General features: G+C 28.1%; 18 protein-coding genes. 15 read left to right on the top strand and 3 right to left on the bottom strand.

The features are described from left to right. Positions 1-223: 223 nt before the first annotated feature. Genes CLOPA_RS14310 through CLOPA_RS14300 form a run of 3 tightly spaced genes read left to right on the top strand, consistent with a single transcriptional unit; the run spans position 224 to position 1842 of the window. Positions 224-1171 carry a glycosyltransferase family 2 protein gene (locus CLOPA_RS14310; RefSeq protein WP_015616160.1) on the top strand — a complete coding sequence of 316 codons (948 nt, stop codon included), beginning with the start codon at positions 224-226 and terminating at the stop codon, positions 1169-1171. After that, positions 1164-1511, top strand: coding sequence for an EamA family transporter (locus CLOPA_RS14305; protein ID WP_041711503.1), 348 nt, complete (start codon positions 1164-1166; stop codon positions 1509-1511). The genes CLOPA_RS14310 and CLOPA_RS14305 overlap by 8 nt, the downstream gene beginning before the upstream one ends. Beyond that, positions 1504-1842, top strand: a complete 339-nt coding sequence (locus CLOPA_RS14300) for an EamA family transporter (RefSeq protein ID WP_015616158.1) — start codon at positions 1504-1506, stop codon at positions 1840-1842. The genes CLOPA_RS14305 and CLOPA_RS14300 overlap by 8 nt, the downstream gene beginning before the upstream one ends. 123 nt (positions 1843-1965) lie before the next feature. Here the strand turns inward: CLOPA_RS14300 and CLOPA_RS26155 are convergent, their stop codons facing one another. Further along, a complete protein-coding gene (locus CLOPA_RS26155) occupies positions 1966-2622 on the bottom strand; it encodes an IS630 family transposase (RefSeq protein ID WP_051115657.1) in 657 nt (218 codons plus the stop codon). Continuing rightward, positions 2540-3049 carry a helix-turn-helix domain-containing protein gene (locus CLOPA_RS26150; protein WP_051115656.1) on the bottom strand — a complete coding sequence of 170 codons (510 nt, stop codon included), beginning with the start codon at positions 3047-3049 and terminating at the stop codon, positions 2540-2542. Before CLOPA_RS26150 ends, CLOPA_RS26155 begins: the two co-directional genes overlap by 83 nt. Positions 3050-3295: 246 nt before the next feature. Between CLOPA_RS26150 and CLOPA_RS14290 the strand changes: the two genes are divergently transcribed. Then, on the top strand, positions 3296-5869 hold the full coding sequence (locus CLOPA_RS14290; protein ID WP_172638619.1) for an Ig-like domain-containing protein: 2574 nt from the start codon (positions 3296-3298) through the stop codon (positions 5867-5869). Between the two features lie 90 nt (positions 5870-5959). Here the strand turns inward: CLOPA_RS14290 and CLOPA_RS14285 are convergent, their stop codons facing one another. Next, positions 5960-6949, bottom strand: coding sequence for a glycosyltransferase family 2 protein (locus CLOPA_RS14285; RefSeq protein ID WP_015616155.1), 990 nt, complete (start codon positions 6947-6949; stop codon positions 5960-5962). Positions 6950-7241: 292 nt separating this feature from the next. On the opposite strand from CLOPA_RS14285, the gene CLOPA_RS14280 reads away from it, so the two are divergent. From CLOPA_RS14280 to CLOPA_RS14230, 11 genes are all read left to right on the top strand, one after another. Further along, entirely contained in the window at positions 7242-7793 is a 552-nt protein-coding gene (locus CLOPA_RS14280; RefSeq protein WP_015616154.1) for a hypothetical protein, read from the top strand. A gap of 36 nt (positions 7794-7829) precedes the next feature. Then, on the top strand, positions 7830-9260 hold the full coding sequence (locus tag CLOPA_RS14275) for a DUF6056 family protein (RefSeq protein WP_015616153.1): 1431 nt from the start codon (positions 7830-7832) through the stop codon (positions 9258-9260). Positions 9261-9493: 233 nt separating this feature from the next. After that, positions 9494-10396, top strand: a complete 903-nt coding sequence (locus tag CLOPA_RS14270; protein WP_015616152.1) for a glycosyltransferase family 2 protein — start codon at positions 9494-9496, stop codon at positions 10394-10396. Positions 10397-10554: 158 nt separating this feature from the next. Next, the gene (locus tag CLOPA_RS14265; RefSeq protein WP_015616151.1) at positions 10555-11547 is read left to right on the top strand and encodes a glycosyltransferase family 2 protein; all 993 of its coding nucleotides are present in this window, start codon (positions 10555-10557) and stop codon (positions 11545-11547) included. Between the two features lie 23 nt (positions 11548-11570). Beyond that, complete coding sequence (locus tag CLOPA_RS14260) at positions 11571-12797, top strand: O-antigen ligase family protein (RefSeq protein WP_015616150.1); 1227 nt, start codon at positions 11571-11573, stop codon at positions 12795-12797. Positions 12798-12965: 168 nt separating this feature from the next. After that, positions 12966-13697, top strand: coding sequence for a WecB/TagA/CpsF family glycosyltransferase (locus tag CLOPA_RS14255; protein WP_015616149.1), 732 nt, complete (start codon positions 12966-12968; stop codon positions 13695-13697). Between the two features lie 258 nt (positions 13698-13955). Continuing rightward, positions 13956-14798 carry a dTDP-4-dehydrorhamnose reductase gene (gene rfbD / locus CLOPA_RS14250; RefSeq protein WP_015616148.1) on the top strand — a complete coding sequence of 281 codons (843 nt, stop codon included), beginning with the start codon at positions 13956-13958 and terminating at the stop codon, positions 14796-14798. Positions 14799-14881: 83 nt separating this feature from the next. Next, entirely contained in the window at positions 14882-16312 is a 1431-nt protein-coding gene (locus tag CLOPA_RS14245; protein WP_015616147.1) for a flippase, read from the top strand. A gap of 31 nt (positions 16313-16343) precedes the next feature. Continuing rightward, positions 16344-17468 (top strand): glycosyltransferase family 4 protein, encoded by a 1125-nt coding sequence (locus CLOPA_RS14240; RefSeq protein ID WP_015616146.1) that lies wholly within the window; start codon positions 16344-16346, stop codon positions 17466-17468. 1 nt (position 17469) lies between these two features. Beyond that, a complete protein-coding gene (locus CLOPA_RS14235; protein WP_015616145.1) occupies positions 17470-18381 on the top strand; it encodes a glycosyltransferase family 2 protein in 912 nt (303 codons plus the stop codon). Between the two features lie 135 nt (positions 18382-18516). Further along, positions 18517-19083, top strand: a complete 567-nt coding sequence (locus tag CLOPA_RS14230) for a nitroreductase family protein (protein WP_015616144.1) — start codon at positions 18517-18519, stop codon at positions 19081-19083. The last annotated feature ends 31 nt before the right edge of the window (positions 19084-19114 follow it).

The raw sequence follows: 19114 nt of genomic DNA, 5'->3' as shown, positions 1-19114 counted from the left end.
TTTGCAATGTATAAATTAAAAAATAATAATAATTTTGTATATATAAATTATAGTTAAAATTGTAAAATTTTATTTGAAAGTAGTAAATTTATTTTTAAATGGTAGTATTATACTATATTATAAATATGCTATACAGAATGAGAAAAATACTAAATAGTATATAATATCTTTAATAATTCAATACTATTTAAAAAAATTTAAATTGAAGGATGGGTTGTATAATATGAAAATTGCAGTTTTAATTCCATGTTATAATGAGGAATTAACAATTAGTAAAGTGATAGGAGATTTTAAAAAAAAATTACCAAATTCAGACATTTATGTATATGATAATAATTCAAAAGATAGAACTTCGGAAATAGCACGTCAAAGTGGTGCCATAATTATAAAAGAGCCTAGGCAAGGCAAGGGAAATGTTGTAAGAAGTATGTTTAGAGATATAGATGCCGATTATTATGTGATGGTTGACGGTGATGATACTTATCCAGCAGAATTTGCAAAAGAATTGTTAAAACCTATTATAGATGGAGAAGCTGACATGACTATTGGAGATCGATTATCAAATGGGACTTATATGTCAGAAAATAAAAGAGCTTTCCATAACTTTGGGAATAATCTTGTTAAAGGTTTAATAGGAAAGTTATTTAAAAATGATATAAATGATATTATGACAGGATACAGGGCCTTTAATAAATTTTTTGTTAAAACTATGCCTGTATTAAGTGAAGGGTTTGAAATTGAAACTGAGATGAGCATACATGCTTTAGATAAGAAATTTTTATTAAAAGAAATACCTATTGACTATAGAGATAGACCAGAAGGAAGTACTTCAAAGTTAAATACATATAAAGATGGAATAAAGGTGTTAAGAACAATTGTATCTCTTTTTAAAGATTACAAGCCATTTCCATTTTTTTGTGTTTTATCTTTCATTTCATTTATTATTGGATTATTAGTGGGGATTCCTGTGATTTTAGAATTCATAGATACAAGTTTTATTACTAAGTTGCCTTCAGCAGTGCTAGCATTAGGTTTTGTATTAGTTTCAATAGTGCTTTTAACAAATGGGATTATTTTAGATACCTTGGTAAAACAACATAAACAAAATTATGAATTGTTTTTAAATGAATTTAAAATTAAAAATAAGGCTGTTGATGATAAAAATGAATAGTATAATTTTGTCTTTAAAGAAAAATAAAATAGGTATAATGTTGATATTAACAGCAGCCTTGTTTACTGTTGGTGGACAATATTTTTGGAAAATATCAAATATGCATAACATGTTATTTATATTAATTGGATTTTTATTTTATTCTATAGGTGCAGTTGGAATGATTATAGCATTTAAATATGGAAGTTTTTCAGTCATACATCCCATGATGAGTATGGGATATATTTTTACTGTGTTACTAGGGTATTATTTCCTAAATGAAATTATAAATATAGAAAAAATTATAGGACTTATATTGATCATGTTAGGAGTTGTATTAGTAGGTGTTGGTGATGAATAGATTCTTTTTAATTATAATAATTATTGTTATGACATTGCTTGGATCATTTGGAGGGTTCTTTTTTAAAAAATCTACAGTAGGTAATACAATAGTATCCATAATTAAAAGCAAATTTCTATATATAGGTGGCTTTATATATGTAGCTAGTGCTGTTTTAAATATTATAGTCCTTAAGTATATGCCACTATCAGTAGTTTTGCCAATGACAGCTATTACCTACATATGGTCTATGATTATCTCTAGAATTATTTTAAATGAAAAAATAACTGTATTTAAATTAGCGGGAATAATATCAATAATTATAGGGGTTATATTTGTTGCATTTTCTTAATAAAATTTATTTTTATAAATGTTTATTATGTAAATTGATTAAAAAAAAGTTTATGGTAAAATTATGATAAGAGTATTGATTTTAGCAAAAATCATACTATAGATATCCAAGTTCAATAATAAATTATTTATAGTAACTTTTGGCATTAACAAGAGGTTTTATAATAGAATGCATTTTATCTGAATTACAATGAAGAAATAGTTTTTCGATAAATTCTTTAAATTTATCAATAGATTCTCGAGCTTTACACTGAAAACATGTATCTTTAAGCCATTTCCATACGTTTTCTTGTGGGTTTAGCATAGGAGAATATGGTGGTAAATTAATCAGAAACAATTCTTCGTTATGCAGCTGTGCAAATTCTTCGATATTTTTTGCTTTATGGATATTGTAATTGTCCCATATTAAAAATATCTTCTTACCTTTGTTTTGCTCAAGAAGTTGCTTTAAAAACTCAAGCATTTCTATAGAAGTAATGGAATGCTTTGCTGGATATATATTGATTAAAGTATTATAGTTCTTAGATATTTCTGTAGCACCAATAATGTTGAAACCTGCGTGTGTGTTATTACTTTCAACTATAGGGGATTGCCCTACCGGGCTCCAACTTCTGCGATTAACAGATTCTATCCTTATTCCTGTTTCATCTTCAACATATAGGACGGAGTCCTCTGTGTTCTCAATGATAGGTGGTAAGTCAGCTATTTTTTTTAAAGATAGCTTGCAAATAAGGATCTCCTTTAGTTGGTTTATATTGACCTCTTTTAAAAGAAAAACCAAGACTTATTAGTAGTTGTCTTATCCATTCTGCAGAATAAGACTTGCCATATTTTTCTTTAATATATTGAGTCAATAGGGCTGTTGTCCAGCTGGAACGCATAAAACCGAAGGTTTCAGGTGATTTACTTAGGACTACGTCCTTTAAATCCTGAAGCATTTCATCTGTAAAACTACTTTCAGAACCACCACGATTATCTATAATTGAATCTATACCATATTTATTCCATTTATGAATATAAGTAGTTATAGATGCGCGTGTTCTGCAAATAGTTTTCATAATATCATCAGTATGAATTCCGTTATATCTCATTATGACAGCACTTAAAAGAGATTTGGTGTACTTACTCTTTGAACTATTAATTATTTCATTTAATTCATTTATTGTATATCCGTGTAAAGTTTTAACTTCTACTAAATGCATTGCCATATATTTCACTCCAATACTATATTTATTACTTATAGTATTTGGACTTTTATATAAAAAATTCATAAACCTTTATTTATGATATTGGATATCTATATTTATATAAAGATTTTGTTAGATTATACGATTATTTAAAATGTGTGTTGTAATCAATTTTCAATTCATTATGATTTGTTGGCAGATTAAAATATTTTACAACATAAATTTATGGTGGAAGAAGGTGAAATAGTGAAATTAAAACAAAGTATTATGAAAATCATTATTGGAATTTGTGCAATACTTATTTTCATAATAGGTTTTACAAAAGCAGGAACAGTAATGGCTGCTGAAAATAGTAGTTTACCTGCACTTGTATGTGTGGATACTCCTAAAAATAATGATAAGATAAAAGGTAATGTTATAGATATTGCTGGATGGTCATTAAATCAGTCAGGAGTAAAACAGGTACAGGTATCTGTAGATAATGGGAATGCACAAAGTGCGGAAACAGGCTTATCAAGACTTGATGTGGATAGAATATATTCAGCCTATAAATCAGCTAATAGCGGCTATGATTACAGGTTAGATATATCTTCGTTATCTCTTGGAGCCCATAAAATAACAGTAACAAGTACTGGAAATAATGGTGCAGTTGCAACACAGGATTTGACAGTATATAAAGTACCAGAGGATGGAAGAGATAAGACACCGTTAATGAGCATTGATAATCCGAATGATTCAACTTTGCTAAATGATACCACTAATAGTATTACCGTAAACGGATGGTCTTTAAATGGATACGGAGTGCAGAAAGTACAGGTATATTTTGATGATGTTGAGAAGGATGCCACAATAGGACAAGCAAGGGTAGACGTAAATAATATATTCCCAGGATATACAGGAGGATTAAACAGCGGTTATAGCTGTACAATAGATATCCCTAAAATTCCAGACGGAATACATAAAGTAAAAGTAGTAAGTATAGGAAATGATGGTTCTACAATATCACAAAGTATCGATGTGAAAAAAGTTTCTGAGCAGAGTATGCCGGGAATGCTGGCCGTGGATACTCCTAGAAATAATGATAAGATAAAAGGTAATGTTATAGATATTGCTGGATGGTCATTAAATCAGTCAGGAGTAAAACAGGTACAGGTATCTGTAGATAATGGGAATGCACAAAGTGCGGAAACAGGCTTATCAAGACTTGATGTGGATAGAATATATTCAGCCTATAAATCAGCTAATAGTGGCTATGATTACAGGTTAGATATATCTTCGTTATCTCTTGGAGCCCATAAAATAACAGTAACAAGTACTGGAAATAATGGTGCAGTTGCAACACAGGATTTGACAGTATATAAAGTACCTGAGGATGGAAGAGATAAGACACCGTTAATGAGCATTGATAATCCGAATGATTCAACTTTGTTAAATGATACCACTAATAGCGTTACAGTAAATGGGTGGTCTTTAAATGGATATGGAGTACAGAAGGTACAGGTATATTTTGATGGTATGGAGAAAGATGCTGAAATAGGACAAGCAAGGGCAGATGTAGATAAAACATTTCCAGGATATACAGGTGGATTAAACAGCGGATACAGCTGTACAATATATATTCCTAAAATTTCAGATGGCATACATACAGTAAGGGTAGTAAGTATGGGAAATGATGGTTCTACAATATCACAAAGTGTTAATGTGAAAAAAGTTTTTGCACAGAGTATGACGGGATTAGTAACTATAGATACTCCTAAGTATGTGCAAACAAATAGTGGAGAATTAGATGTAGCCGGTTGGTCACTTGACTTATATGGAGTAAAACAGGTACAAGTATCCTTAGATAATGGAACTGAACAAGATGCAGTAATAGGCGTATCAAGACCTGATGTCGCTAAACAATTTTTAGGATATGCAAATGAGGACTCCAGTGGTTTTAATTGTAATTTGGATATTTCATCTTTATCTCCAGGAGCGCATACTTTAAAAGTTACAAGTATAGGTGAAAATGGTACATCAGCGACAAGTAGTACTAAGATATATGTATTATCAAATGGACAAGGATCTCTACCAGATAGATTATGTGTTGACACTCCAAAAAATAATTTAGGTATAAAAGCACAGAATTATTTATTTGATGTTAGTGGTTGGGCATTAAATGCATTTGGTATACAAAAAGTTCAGATATATGTTGATAATCAAAATTATGGAGATGCGCAATTGGGAATATCAAGACCTGATGTAAATAATATATACCCTGGATATAGTGGAGGCGTTCAAAGTGGATATAAATACACATTGAATATTTCTTCTTTATCTTATGGTGCTCATATTATAACTGTGAAAAGCATAGGTGATGATAATTCTGTTACATCCAAAGATGTAGTTATCTATAAAGTACCTGATAATACAGATTCAGCATCTAAGCTTGTTTCATTTTTGTCAACAGGGAATAATGTACAGCAAACTGAGACTGAAGCGGTAAAACTACATGATGGAAATCAAAGTAATAATTGTGTTTATTTTTCAAGTACAGCATTGAGGTCAATAGGTATAAATGTACCAATATGGATGGAAAATACCAAACATTATGTTCCTTATATAACTTCACTTGGATGGACAAGGACATCTGATGTCAATCAATTATATCCAGGTAATATTGTCTTTACTGTTCCGGATTCTACAGGATATCCAAGTCATACTTATGTATTTATGGGCTGGGTAGATCCTAATGATCATACAAAAGCATATGTTGCTGATAATCAAGCTGATATTATTCATATTCGTAGTATGATTGATGCTCCAGGAATAGATGCATATGCTTTTAGTTTTTTTAATTAAGAATTATATCTTAATTAAAAGATGATTCGTAAATATCCCAGTGTAGAATACTAGCACTGGGATATTTTTTATAATATCAAATTTTATATTTTAAACGGTAGACTTTGGCTTTTCATTATTGGAAATTATATTTTCAGATAACCTTTTTTCAATTATATATTTAGGTCTAGCTTTAACTTCACTATAAATCTTTCCTATGTATTCACCAATAATACCTAAACATAGAAGTTGTATTCCTCCAATCATCCATATTGAACAGACAATACTAGTCCACCCAACAACAGTTCTTCCCAAAAACTTCATTATTAATGAGTATATAAAGAATAAAGTACTGATGATAAAAATTATGCCGCCTATAGCTGTAATTATTCTAATTGGTTTAACACTGAAGGATGTAATTCCATCGAAAGCAAAACATAGCATTTTTTTTAATGGGTATTTTGATTCTCCTGCGAATCTCTCATTTCTTTCATATACTACAATAGATGATTTAAAGCCTATAAGAGGAACAATACCTCTTAAAAAAAGATTAACCTCTTTAAATTGTTCTAGTGCTTCCAATGCTCGTTTGCTCATTAATCTATAGTCAGCATGATTAAAAACGATGTCTACTCCCAAGGCTTTCATAAATTTATAAAATGATTCTGCTGTAAATCGTTTAAAAAAAGTATCTTTTTCTCGTTTAGAACGTACTCCATAAACTATATCATTTCCAGCATAGTATTCTTCCACAAAGTTTTCTATGACATTTATATCATCTTGCAAATCAGCATCTAAGGATATAACCATGTCAGCATATTTTTTAGAACCCATTAAACCTGCCAGCAGAGCATTCTGATGACCTTCATTTCTTGATAATTTTAAACCTATAAATATAGGATCACTTATATTTAAATCTTCAATTATATTCCATGTACTATCTTTTGAGCCATCATTTACAAACATTATTTTACTATTCTGAGAAATATAATTTTTAAGAATCATTGCTTTCATCTTTTTGTTTAATTGTTTGGCAGTTTCTCGTAATACGCTTTCTTCATTGTAACAGGGAATTACTAAATACAATGTTTTATTTTCCATGCTTTTCTCCTTTCTATATTTATATATTAGTATAAATATTACCGCTATTAAATAGATAAATTATGGTTTTATTATACTTTAAATATTTTATTGTGTAAAATTAGAACTTTATATATTGGAAATTTTATTATACAATTTATACATTGAATATTCACAAATTTTTCTATAAATATTCTAATAATTTAATGAATATTTAAAATATGTTCATTAATTAATATAAATTTAAAGGATAAGTAGCTAAAACAAGAAATATATGTAAAATAGGATTATTGAAAAAAGGAGGAAGAAAAAATTGAAAGGGTTCAATAAAAAATTAATTTTAATTGTTACTTTTATCATAGCTTTAATGGCTACGATTTTGATAGGATATAATTCAGATAAAAAGAAACAGTTAAAGGTTATAAATCTAGGTAAAGATACTAAAATTGTAGAAAATGAAAAAGAAATATTATATAATATTGATTCTATAAATCTTTCAAATGGCTTAGGCAATATAACGGGATGGGCAATTATAAATGGTATGAATTCTTATAATATTATGCCTACCTTAATTTTAAAGAGTGAAGATGGAGATTTATATAAAGTAAAAACAAGAATAGTTAAGAGAAGAGATATAACGAAAATTTTTAATGGTGAATTTACAGATGATAATACTCATTTAACATGTGTAACTCCAAGCGGACTTGGAGTTACGAAAAATAAAAATGTATATGATAATTCTGGAATAATTTCTGAATTTAACATTGATAATTTAAGAAAAAATCAGAGCTATAAAATTGGTATACAATTACAAGTAAATAAAGCTAATTACTTTGTTTGGACAAATAAGAAAATGAGTTTATAGCAATAAAATTATCAAATACAGTATGGAGGATTAATAATGAAGTATCATATAGATAAAAAAAATGCACTGGGAAAAAATATAATATTAAATGTTATAACATCTAAAAAATTACCTTTTTTTATACTTTTTATAATTATGCTTTATGTTCATATATTGCATAATATGCAGCTAGGTGATGATTTTTGGTTTCAGCAAGCAACTAGAAGTTACTCCTTAGTAGATTATTTGCAGTTAAGATATATGAATTGGACTGGAAGGATCAGTGCAGAATTAATATTATATTTTATTTTTAGAGATGGAGGAGTTGTATGGAAATTTATTAATCCATTATTTATAACTCTTATGGCATATAGTATTAGTAGAATTATTGTAGGTAAAAAAAACGATAAAAATAATTATATATTAAATTGGTACATATGTATAGGTTGGTTATTAATAAGCAAATCTATAATTTTGGATTCAATAATGTGGATTACTGGTTCTATTGTTTATCTTTGGCCTATGTTAGCTGCTTTAGTAGCTGCTATTCCATTTGTAGATGCATTAAAGAAAAGTTACAATAAAAATTTTAGTATATTATATATTTTTTGTGCAGCTTTTGCGTCTATGGGTGAAGAACAAATAGCTCTTGTTCTTGTAGTTTTCATTACAATAATAAACGCTCATATTTATATTAGAGATAAAAAAATTTATAAATATCTAATAATAGAAAATATTATAACAATAGTAGGTTCGGTAGTACTTTTTATTGCACCAGGAAATTTAATTAGAAATCAGGAAGAGACTATTAATTGGCTGCCAAATTATCCTTTATACAGTAAATGGCAAATCATATTTAATGGAGTGCAGTGGCTATTAAATACATTGTTAAATGACAGTAAAATAATACTTTTTCTAGTACTTTTAGTTTTGAGTATATTATTATATAAAAAAAATAGAGGATTAAAAAATAATTTATCTATACTAATACCAATAATAGGATGTATACTTATTTTTAGCGCGATTATCTTCTCATTGGATATAGTTTTACCAAGTAAAATTGTACAGGAAATAAGATTTCCACATGCATATAACTATATATGGAATCATTTGAATACAGTGTTTTTTAATTTTAATATGCCTGATCCTTTTGCCATAAAAAAAATTTCTATAATAAAATTTATTATATGGCCTGTAATAATAGCAACAGTCCCATATTTTATATGGCAGCTCTATGATTTTGAAAGTAGAGGCCTTTATGTAGCTTTAGTTTATATAGCAGGAATATGTTCAGTTATTATTATGTTTATTTCAGCAACTATATATGCATCTGGATCTAGAACATTTTTCGTTCTTGCAATAATGTTTTTTATGGTATTCATTAGTTTGTTGAAAAAGTCTGAATTTCTATTGAAAAAAAGGTATCTATTTATTTTGGCTATTTTTGCAGTAGCTAAGTACATATATATTTTTATATACACTGGATAATTAAATAAAAAAATGCTTAACTCTGGAATATATTAAATTCTTGTATACATATATATTCATAAATTGACTATTACAAATCTAGATGTTAATATAAATTTATGATAGAAGTATTGATACTAGCTAATGGAATTTACTTAGTTAATCTTTTTAGTTACTGAGCTTAGCTAAGTTATTTAGAGTTAAGTAATTTTGATAGTATAATGTAAAACAAATTAGTGAATCGGGAGTAAACAATGATAGAATACGATTTAACCATAATTATAGTAAATTGGAATGCAAAGGAACTTTTAAAAAATTGTCTGGATTCCATATATGAAAATACAAAGGATATAAAATTTGAGATAATAGTTGTAGATAATAATTCTTCTGATGAAAGCTGTAGTATGTTAAAGGATAAATATGCAGATACAGAGGATTTTAAATTAATAGAGAACAAAAATAATAAAGGTTTTGCTGGAGCAAATAATCAGGCTATAAGAATTGCAAAGGGAAAGGCTATTCTTTTATTAAATCCTGATACTATTATTAATGGAGATGTTATACATAAAACTTATGAATGTTTAATTAATGAGGTAAAATTAGGGGTAGCTGGATGTAAGGTGCTTAACCCTGATGGTACACTGCAGCTTGCCTGCAGAAGAATGGCTCCAAGGCCTAAGGATGCCTTTTTTAAGTTGTTTGGAATAAGCAAATTGTTTAAAAAGAATAAAAATCTCACCAGATATAATTTAACTCATGTATCAGAGGATGAGTTTTTGGATGTTGATTCGGTGTCTGGATGTTTTCTCATGATAAAAAAAGAAGTTATTGATAAAATTGGACTTTTAGATGAGACTTTTTTTATGTATGGAGAAGAAATGGATTGGTGCATAAGGGCAAAAAAAGCAGGCTATATTGTGAGATATTGTCCCGTGGGAACAATCATCCACTATAAAGGTGAAAGCAGCAAGCAACTGGGAATAAAGGCAACCTATGAATTTTATAGAGCTATGATTATATTTTATAATAAATACAATAGAGAAGATAATTTATTTATTTTTAATTGGATAGTATATGTTGGAATAGTGCTGCTTGGAATGATTGCCATAGTTAAAAATATAGTAATTCCAAACGGAAGGGTTGGAACTAAAGGATAAGTAATCTAGTAATAAATAATTATAAAGATTACTTAAGGAATATAGGTTTATATATGAACTTTAAAAATTCTTAAATTTATGATTAATGCGTAACAGTATTTGGAAAAAGTAATAATGGAAATCATATAGAGCGCTATAAGAAACAGCAGGAGGACGAAATGGTTGATGTTTCTATAATTATTGTAAATTATAATACTAGAGATTTATTAAAAGATTGCATAAAATCTATTTTAGAAAATACTATACATATAAATTATGAAATTATTGTAGTAGATAATGCATCTAAAGATGATAGTATTACTATGCTTAAAAATGAATTTAAGCAGGTAAAGCTTATTGAGAGTAAAATAAACGGGGGCTTTGCCTATGCCAATAATTTGGGTATAAAAGTAAGTGGGGGAAGATATGTTTTTTTACTAAACAGTGACACTATTATACTTGAAGATGTAATAGAAAAAATGGTTGCATATATGGATGAAAATAAGAAAATAGGACTTCTTGGACCTAAGCTTTTGAATGGAGACAGAACTCATCAAACTTCTATTTCAGCTTTTCCTACTTTTAAGCGAGAAGTATATCATATGTATAAGCTGAAAAATGTATTGAAAATACCTTTTATAAAGAGCTTTTTTGTGAAGTTTGCTGATAAAATAGGATCAAAGGATATAGAACAATATATGAAAAATTTCCAAAGTATTCAGGAGCCAGAAGAGGTACAGGTTCTAGTTGGAGCAGCTTTGCTCATAAGAAGAAAGGTAATTGAAGACATTGGAATGTTGGATGAAAGATATTTTATGTATTATGAAGAAATAGACTTCTGCTATCAGGCATATAAAGCTGGCTGGAGTAGAGTATATTATCCCTATGGCGAGATAGTTCACTTAATTGGACAAAGCAGTGAAAAAATAGGGAATATAACCTTTTATGAAAGGTATAGAAGTATGATTTTGTATTTTAGAAAGAATTATGGCAGATCAAAGGAAATTCAGGTTAGAATAAATTTAGTTATTGCTTTGCTATTAAGAGTTATAGGAGTTACCTTTATGCAAATTTTTAAGTCCTCTGAAATTATAAAGGAGAACAGAAAAGTTTATATAAATACTATAAAGATGGCCTTTAATAAAAAGGCAATTGCAACTAATAGATATTAATTTTTAGAAAGTAGTGATTTGTTATGAAGAGTAAAAATAGTTTAATTTATTACATATTAATTGCTCTAATTATATTATGTCCCATTATGCCAGATGGATTAAGTATTAAAGGCTTGCATAAAATACCTGCCTCTGGCGATATAATGTTATTTATACTAATAATAGTTTTTTTAGTGAGTATTTTCAGATCAAAAGATTCTTTTATATATAATATAAGAAATTTTTTTAATGATCTAATGGGAATTTCACTTACAACTTTGTTAGCAATAATGGTTATATCCATAACTTATGCTGTAGATAGAAGTACCGCCAGAAATGAAAGTGCTAGGTTTTTATCCTTTGTAATATTATATTTTATTGTTAAATATAATATTGACAAAGAAAAGCTTAAAGGTTTAATAACTGCATATATGGTTATATTTACAGGTATAAATCTATACGGTATCTTTCAGAAGATAACAGGTTATGGTCTTTTACAAGGATATACTATGGGCAATAGTAATGTATTGAGAATTAATGCTACCTTTGATAATCAAAATTCCTTTGCAGCATTTTTAATTATTGGAGTTTTCCCTGTAATAATGATGATAATTAGAAGTAAGAGGTTATACAAAAAGAGTATCTACAGTATTTTATTTATAGTAACTTTGTGTAATATTTATTTTGCTGGATCCAGAAACTCATTTTTGGCATTAATAGTTGGAGGAGTAATTGTTTCATTATTATATAGTTGGTATTTCTTGGCTGCATTAGGTGGTATTACAGTAATAGCCTTTATTATACCTTCTGTAAGAGGAAGAGTGTTGCAAATTGCCGTTGGTGATGAAGGGAGAATACAAATTTGGAGAACAGCCCTTAAAATGATAGAAAACCACCCTATATTTGGTGTTGGAAATGGTAATTTTATTCAATTGTATGACAGCTATGTTGCTAAATATAAATATTTAGCCTATAAAAATTATTCCCATTATCCAACTCATAATTCCTATTTAAAAATAGAATCAGAGCTTGGAATAATTGGTGGACTATCATTCATCAGTATAATTGTAAACGCACTTATTAAGATTAAAAAGGTTATAGTTAATATTCATGATAAAGAAATAAATTTATTTTATATTGGATTTTTAGCTTCTGTGGTAGCATTTTTGTTTATGAATTTATTTGAAAATCTATTCTTTGTACCTTCAGTAATAGTTTATTTTTGGATATTTTTAGCTGCTGCTGATGGCCTATTATTCTCTGAGAGATAGTAGGTATCGTCAAAGAAATAACTAGCCAATATGTTAGTCTGTTTTGTATCACACTGCGGCTTACTATCATCAGAACCTGTCTACGTGTATGGTACAAAATATTTGCAGCATCTTTGTGTTGTTATTTATTTTCTGATGCCTTAGCTAATAAAAACTACGGAGGAAATTATGTTTTCTAAAGTACTAAATTATAATATATTCAATAAGAGTAAAAACGAATTAATAAAATATATAACAAATTTAAAAAAAATACATATTATATCGGGAAATCCGGAGGTACTCTATAGTGGTTTATATGATAATTCTATTTTTCAAGGATGCAGTGAAGAAAATTCTGTAATAATTCCAGATGGTATTGGTGTTGTTATAGCTTCTAAAATAGCTAAAAACCCAGTTAAAGAAAAAATTGCAGGCATTGAAGTAATGGATGAAATTATTAAGCTGTGTGAAAGAGAAGGGAAAGGTATATATCTTCTTGGAGCAAAACAGGAACTTCTTGATGAATGTAAAATTAGACTTAGAGATAAATATAAAGGTTTAAACATTGTAGGAAGCCATAATGGATATTTTGATATGGATAATTGTGAAGATATATTGCAGGATATAAAAAATTCTCAGCCACATGCTATTTTTGTGGCAATGGGTTGTCCACGTCAGGAGAAATTTATAAATAAGTATATGAGCGATCTTCCAGCATCTATCTATATGGGTGTAGGAGGAAGCTTTGATGTCATTGCAGGAAAGGTAAATAGGGCACCTAGATGGATGATAAATCTTGGGTTGGAATGGCTTTACAGAGTATCTAAAGAACCTTGGAGAATAAAGCGATTGGGAGTTATTCCAAAGCTTCTATTGAAAGTTATATATAACACATATATAATAAAACAGAAGGTTATGTAGATTAAATTTTCATATTGTTTATCTATATTAGCGTTTCTCATATTGATAAATATATCATACGTATTCAAAAAATAACTAAGCAACATGTTATTTATTTTTAAATATATATGTTGAAATAAATTATATTCATAATAAAATATTTATTTCATTTGAGTAGATGCTAACTAAATGTCATTTATTAAATGAGCAATTTTAATATGAATAAAAATTTTAATAGATAAGGTACATTAATTAATATAATTTGGGGAGTTGGTAATAATGAAAATATTAATAACTGGAGCAAATGGTCAACTGGGAAGAGAACTTCAAAAGCAATATAAAGGAAAAGCTGTAGAGCTTATTCCCACAGATGTAAAGGATCTTGATATAACAGATGTAAAGGCTGTATATAAATTTGTAAAAGAAAATAATCCGGATGTAATTATAAATTGTGCTGCTCACACGCAGGTGGATAAATGTGAAGAACAGGTAGATTTAGCCTATAAGATAAATGCCATAGGACCTAAAAACTTAGCTTCAGCAGCTTTTGCTATAGGAGCTGAAATTGTGCAGGTTTCTACAGATTATGTGTTTGATGGAGAGGGAAATACTGAACTTACAGAGTTTGATATAACAAATCCTCAAACAGTCTATGGAAAAACTAAATTGGATGGAGAAAATTTTGTAAAAACTTTAAATCCAAAATATTATATTGTGAGAACTGCCTGGTTATATGGTGATGGAAATAATTTTGTAAAGACTATGATAAAACTAAGTGAAAATCACAAGGAATTAAAGGTTGTAAATGACCAAGTTGGTACTCCTACCAGTTCAGCAGATTTAGCTAAAGTAATAATAAAGCTTATAGAGGAAAAGAATTATGGATTGTTCCACTGCACCTGTAAGGGAGTATGTTCCTGGTATGATTTTGCAAAAGAAATATTCAGATTAGAAAATATTAACATAAAAGTAATTCCATGTACTACAGAGGAATTTCCAAGACCAGCTAAAAGGCCTAAATATTCTGTGCTTAAAAATTATATGCTTGAACTTACTACAGGTGATATAACAAATCAGTGGCAAGAATCTCTTAAGGAATATATTGAAGAATTACATATATAATTTTAAAACTCGTACTTTAAAGGTGCGAGTTTTAAAATATATGTATTTGTGATTAGTCAAGCCTAGATGGGGAAGGTAATTAGATGAATAGAGTAGCTAAAAATTTTTTGTTAACAATTTCTTCAAGTTTAATATCTCAAGTAATAGTATTTTTTACTGGTTCCTATTATGCAAAAAAAATAGGAGCTTCCTATTTTGGTACTGTTAATACGGTTCAGGCAATGATATTGTATTTTACAATGGTAGTACTTTTTGGACTACAAACCTATGGTACCAGAGAAATTGCCAAGGAGAATAAAAGTATAAAGCAGGTAGTAGGAGATATTCTTGCTTTTAGATTTGCATTATTTATTTTTAGCTTTATAGTTATAATTATTATGTGTTTATTTTTTAAGACAAATGCAAATTTTATAAAAACCTTACTTGTTATATATGGATTAACTCTTTTGCCTACTGCAATGAGTATAGATTGGGTGTTTAATGGTATACAGAAAATGCAATACAATGCAGTGTATAATATTATTAAAAATATAATTCCTTTTATCTTAATATATATTTTTTTAAAAGAAAAGAGTCAGGTTTACTATATACCTTTATTTACCTTCATTGCATTACTTGCAGGGAGTCTATATCAAGTATACATATATTTTTTTAAAGAAAAATTTACTTTAAGAGTAAGTTTAAACAGGGAAAAAATTATTTCCTATATAAATTTCGGCCTTCCCTTTTTAATTTCTGGAATATTGGCCATGATAAATACTAATGTGGACAGAATAATAATAATGTTCAGTAGAGGAAGTGAAGAGGCGGGAATTTATGGCTCTGCGTATTATATAATCCTGTTTTTAATTAATATAGAGACCATGATTTTTACTCCCGTTTTTCCACTTATTATAAATTATTTCAATAGTAAGAATAATGAAGCACTGAAAAAGCTGATGGACAATACTTCAAGAATAATAACTGCCTTTATTATGCCCATGGTTGTTGGCGGAGTGCTTCTTTCAAAAGAAATAATAATACTTCTTTTTGATAATAGTTTTGAAGCTGCTTATGCACCATTTATTATATTGTTAGTATATGCTTTTATACTTTTCTTTAGAGAAATATATGGATGGGGTTTAAATGCTTGCAATATGGAAAAAAAATATCTAAAAGCGGTTACTTTATCTGCCTTAGTCAACCTAGTGTTGAATTTAATATTTACGCCTAAATATGGAATGAACATAGCTGCCATAATAACTGTTATTTCAGAAGTAATTAATATTATAATGATGAGACATTATGCTAAAAAGGTTATAGTAGTTTCAAATTATAAAAATATAGCTAAGGCTATTCTACCCTGCGCTGCCATGGCCATTGTCATAATTATTTTTAAGTATTTTAATGTAAGTACAGTTTTAAATATAGTTTTAAGTGCTTTAATTTATATTATATTGATACTTGTTACTAAATACATAACTTTAGAGGAAATAAAACTTATTTTAGGAGCACGAAAGCAAACAATAAGATGAAAAATATTTTACTTAGAAAGAGAGGTGTATTATGAAATACTGTGTATTATATCCTAAAGCTGAAAATGTTCATTTGATTAAGGATGTGGGAATGATTGCCTATAAACTTAATAGAATATATGGATATGATTCCTATGTAGTCAGCTATAATAATGATAAATATAATTATTTAAATGAAGAGGTAAAGGGTCTTAAAATGGATTTTATTGAAAGAAAACATAAGAATCTTATAAATATATTTTGCTATTTAAAGAAAAATTCTAAGAATATAGATGTACTGCAAATATTTCATATGACTTTCAGCTCAGTAATCTATGCATGTTTGTACAAGTTTTTTAATAGAAAGGGAATAGTTTTTTTAAAGCTTGATTGTACAGAATTACTTTTGGATAGAATAAAAAATATGAAAGCAGCTGAAAAAGTATTTTTTAATTTCTTTTTAAATAGAGTAGACATTATAGGAGTTGAACAAAAAAACATATTTCATAAATTAAAGCTTTTACTGGGAAAACATGATGATAAATTAATGAATATACCAAATGGTATAGATTTTAAAAGTGAATATTTTAAAGAAAATATAAGTTTTAATGATAAAGAAAATATTATTTTGAATGTAGGAAGAATAGGAAGTAGCGAAAAAGCTACGGACTTACTTATGGAAGCCTTTGCCTTAATAGATAAAAATTTAAGAAAAGATTGGAAGCTGGTTTTTGTGGGACCTATTGAGGAGTCCTTTGAAAATACTATAAATAATTTTTTTCAAAAACATGAAGATATGAAGGACAATGTAATATTTAAAGGTGCTATTTTTCATAGAAAAAGATTATTTGAAGAATATAAAAGGGCAAAAATATTTTGTCTAACATCTCAATATGAGAGTGTTGGCATTGCTTTAATAGAAGCTATAGCCTGTGGAGATGTTATTGTTTCTACTAGAGTTGGCATAGCTGAAGAAATTGTGAATGGTGACAATGGAGCTGTAGTAGAGGTTGGAGATGTTAGAGCTATAGCTAATGCTTTGGAAAAATTAATAAGCAGTAATAAACTCAGCAGTTTCTCACAAAGTGTACAGGAAAATTGCAAAGAAAATTACAATTGGGATAATATAGTCGAAAAATTACACTATAAAATAAATAGTATAAGAGGAAATAATTAATATGATGGTAAATCCAAAAGTTTTTATAATAATATTAAATTTTAATTCCTTTCAGGATACCAAGGAATGTTTACAGAGTTTGAAGCAGATAAATTATGATAATTACGAAATAGTAGTTGTAGATAATGCTTCTAAAGACAATTCTTATGAAAAACTAAAAGAGGAATTTGATTCCTACAATATTATAAAGTGCAATGAAAATCTTGGATATGCAAATGGCAACAATATAGGTATAAAATATGCACTAGAAAGAGATGCTGAATACATATGTATACTAAATAATGATGTGGTAGTGAAAAGTGATTTTTTAACTAAAATAATTAAAGTGATGGTGGATAGAAAGGATATAGGAATAGCTGGACCTTGTATATGTAATTATCAGGATAAAAATATTATACAAGCTATGGGAGCTAATATAAATCTCTATAGTGGACTTACTCAAGGTAAATATAAGGGCTATAAATATAATGATATTCCCAAGAGAGATATTTTAGTAGACTATCTTGGAGGAGCTTGTTTTGTCTGTAGGAGAGAAGTATTTGAAAAGATAGGTTTAATACCAGAAAATTATTTTTTATTTTTTGAAGAAACAGAATTTTGTTATAAAGCAGGTAAAAATGGTTATAGATTGCTTTGCATATATGAGAGTAGAATTTATCATAAAGGCTCCTCTACAATTTCAAAATATAGCGGATTAAGTTATTATTTTTTAAACAGGAATAGAGTTATCTTTATAAAAAGAAATGCAAATTTTTTTGAGAAAATTATATTTTCAGTATATATTTTCATAGAAGCTGTAGGGAGAATAATAATTAGAAAAGAATCCCTTACTTTGATTAAGAATATTATTAGTGGATTTAAGGCTGATGCAAAAAATATTGATATGGAAATAGTAAAGTCATTTGTAAAATAGTATACTTGATAATACTTCAATTTGTAATAGTGAGATATTCCGAATTAAAGATTAATAAGATAATTAATCTGAATAATGTCTATTTAACTACGCATAATAAGTTAGAGAATATTAACATGCGAGGAGTGTAGTTAAATGGATTTTTATGATGTAATAAATACTAGAAAAAGTATAAAAAAGTTTAAATCTACGGAAATTAAAGATGACAAGCTTGGCAGAATGATTAATGCAGCTATGATGGCACCTTCATGGAAAAATAAAACTTCTTATAAATTTATTATTGTAGATGATGATTATAAGAAAAATATAATAGCTTCTGCAGTAAATAATAGCTCAGATGAAGCTAAAGAAGCTATAAAGGATGCACCAGTGGTCGCCTTAATTATCGGTGAACCAGAGGATTCAGGTAATATAGATGAGAAACCTCTATATTTGGTTGATAGTGCCATTGCTATGGAACATTTTATATTAGCAGCTTCAAATGAAGGATATGGAGCTTGTTGGATAGCTTCTTTTGAAGAGAAATCCATAAAAGATATATTGAATATACCAGACAATTTTAAGGTAGTGGCTTTGACACCTATCGGTGAGATACAGGAAGAAAAATCTCATAATCCTATAAAGGATGTAAATGAACATGTATTTTTGAATACATGGAATACCCCATTCAGTAGAAAGCATGAGCAAACCTTACTTAGATAAAAATTTTTTGTCTAAATAAATAAGTGCTAGC

It is taken from the genome of Clostridium pasteurianum BC1, assembly GCF_000389635.1.
GTDB lineage: Bacteria > Bacillota > Clostridia > Clostridiales > Clostridiaceae > Clostridium_I > Clostridium_I pasteurianum_A.
This window is presented reverse-complemented; position numbering and strand designations above follow the sequence as displayed.

What these genes read in the sequence shown, in the direction of transcription:
- CLOPA_RS14310 (WP_015616160.1), top strand. Translation starts at nt 224, where the DNA reads ATGAAAATTGCAGTTTTAATTCCATGTTATAATGAGGAATTAACAATT.
- CLOPA_RS14305 (WP_041711503.1), top strand. Translation starts at nt 1,164, where the DNA reads ATGAATAGTATAATTTTGTCTTTAAAGAAAAATAAAATAGGTATAATG.
- CLOPA_RS14300 (WP_015616158.1), top strand. Translation starts at nt 1,504, where the DNA reads ATGAATAGATTCTTTTTAATTATAATAATTATTGTTATGACATTGCTT.
- CLOPA_RS26150 (WP_051115656.1), bottom strand. Translation starts at nt 3,049, where the DNA reads ATGGCAATGCATTTAGTAGAAGTTAAAACTTTACACGGATATACAATA.
- CLOPA_RS14290 (WP_172638619.1), top strand. Translation starts at nt 3,296, where the DNA reads ATGAAAATCATTATTGGAATTTGTGCAATACTTATTTTCATAATAGGT.
- CLOPA_RS14285 (WP_015616155.1), bottom strand. Translation starts at nt 6,949, where the DNA reads ATGGAAAATAAAACATTGTATTTAGTAATTCCCTGTTACAATGAAGAA.
- CLOPA_RS14275 (WP_015616153.1), top strand. Translation starts at nt 7,830, where the DNA reads ATGAAGTATCATATAGATAAAAAAAATGCACTGGGAAAAAATATAATA.
- CLOPA_RS14270 (WP_015616152.1), top strand. Translation starts at nt 9,494, where the DNA reads ATGATAGAATACGATTTAACCATAATTATAGTAAATTGGAATGCAAAG.
- CLOPA_RS14265 (WP_015616151.1), top strand. Translation starts at nt 10,555, where the DNA reads ATGGTTGATGTTTCTATAATTATTGTAAATTATAATACTAGAGATTTA.
- CLOPA_RS14260 (WP_015616150.1), top strand. Translation starts at nt 11,571, where the DNA reads ATGAAGAGTAAAAATAGTTTAATTTATTACATATTAATTGCTCTAATT.
- CLOPA_RS14255 (WP_015616149.1), top strand. Translation starts at nt 12,966, where the DNA reads ATGTTTTCTAAAGTACTAAATTATAATATATTCAATAAGAGTAAAAAC.
- rfbD (WP_015616148.1), top strand. Translation starts at nt 13,956, where the DNA reads ATGAAAATATTAATAACTGGAGCAAATGGTCAACTGGGAAGAGAACTT.
- CLOPA_RS14245 (WP_015616147.1), top strand. Translation starts at nt 14,882, where the DNA reads ATGAATAGAGTAGCTAAAAATTTTTTGTTAACAATTTCTTCAAGTTTA.
- CLOPA_RS14240 (WP_015616146.1), top strand. Translation starts at nt 16,344, where the DNA reads ATGAAATACTGTGTATTATATCCTAAAGCTGAAAATGTTCATTTGATT.
- CLOPA_RS14235 (WP_015616145.1), top strand. Translation starts at nt 17,470, where the DNA reads ATGATGGTAAATCCAAAAGTTTTTATAATAATATTAAATTTTAATTCC.
- CLOPA_RS14230 (WP_015616144.1), top strand. Translation starts at nt 18,517, where the DNA reads ATGGATTTTTATGATGTAATAAATACTAGAAAAAGTATAAAAAAGTTT.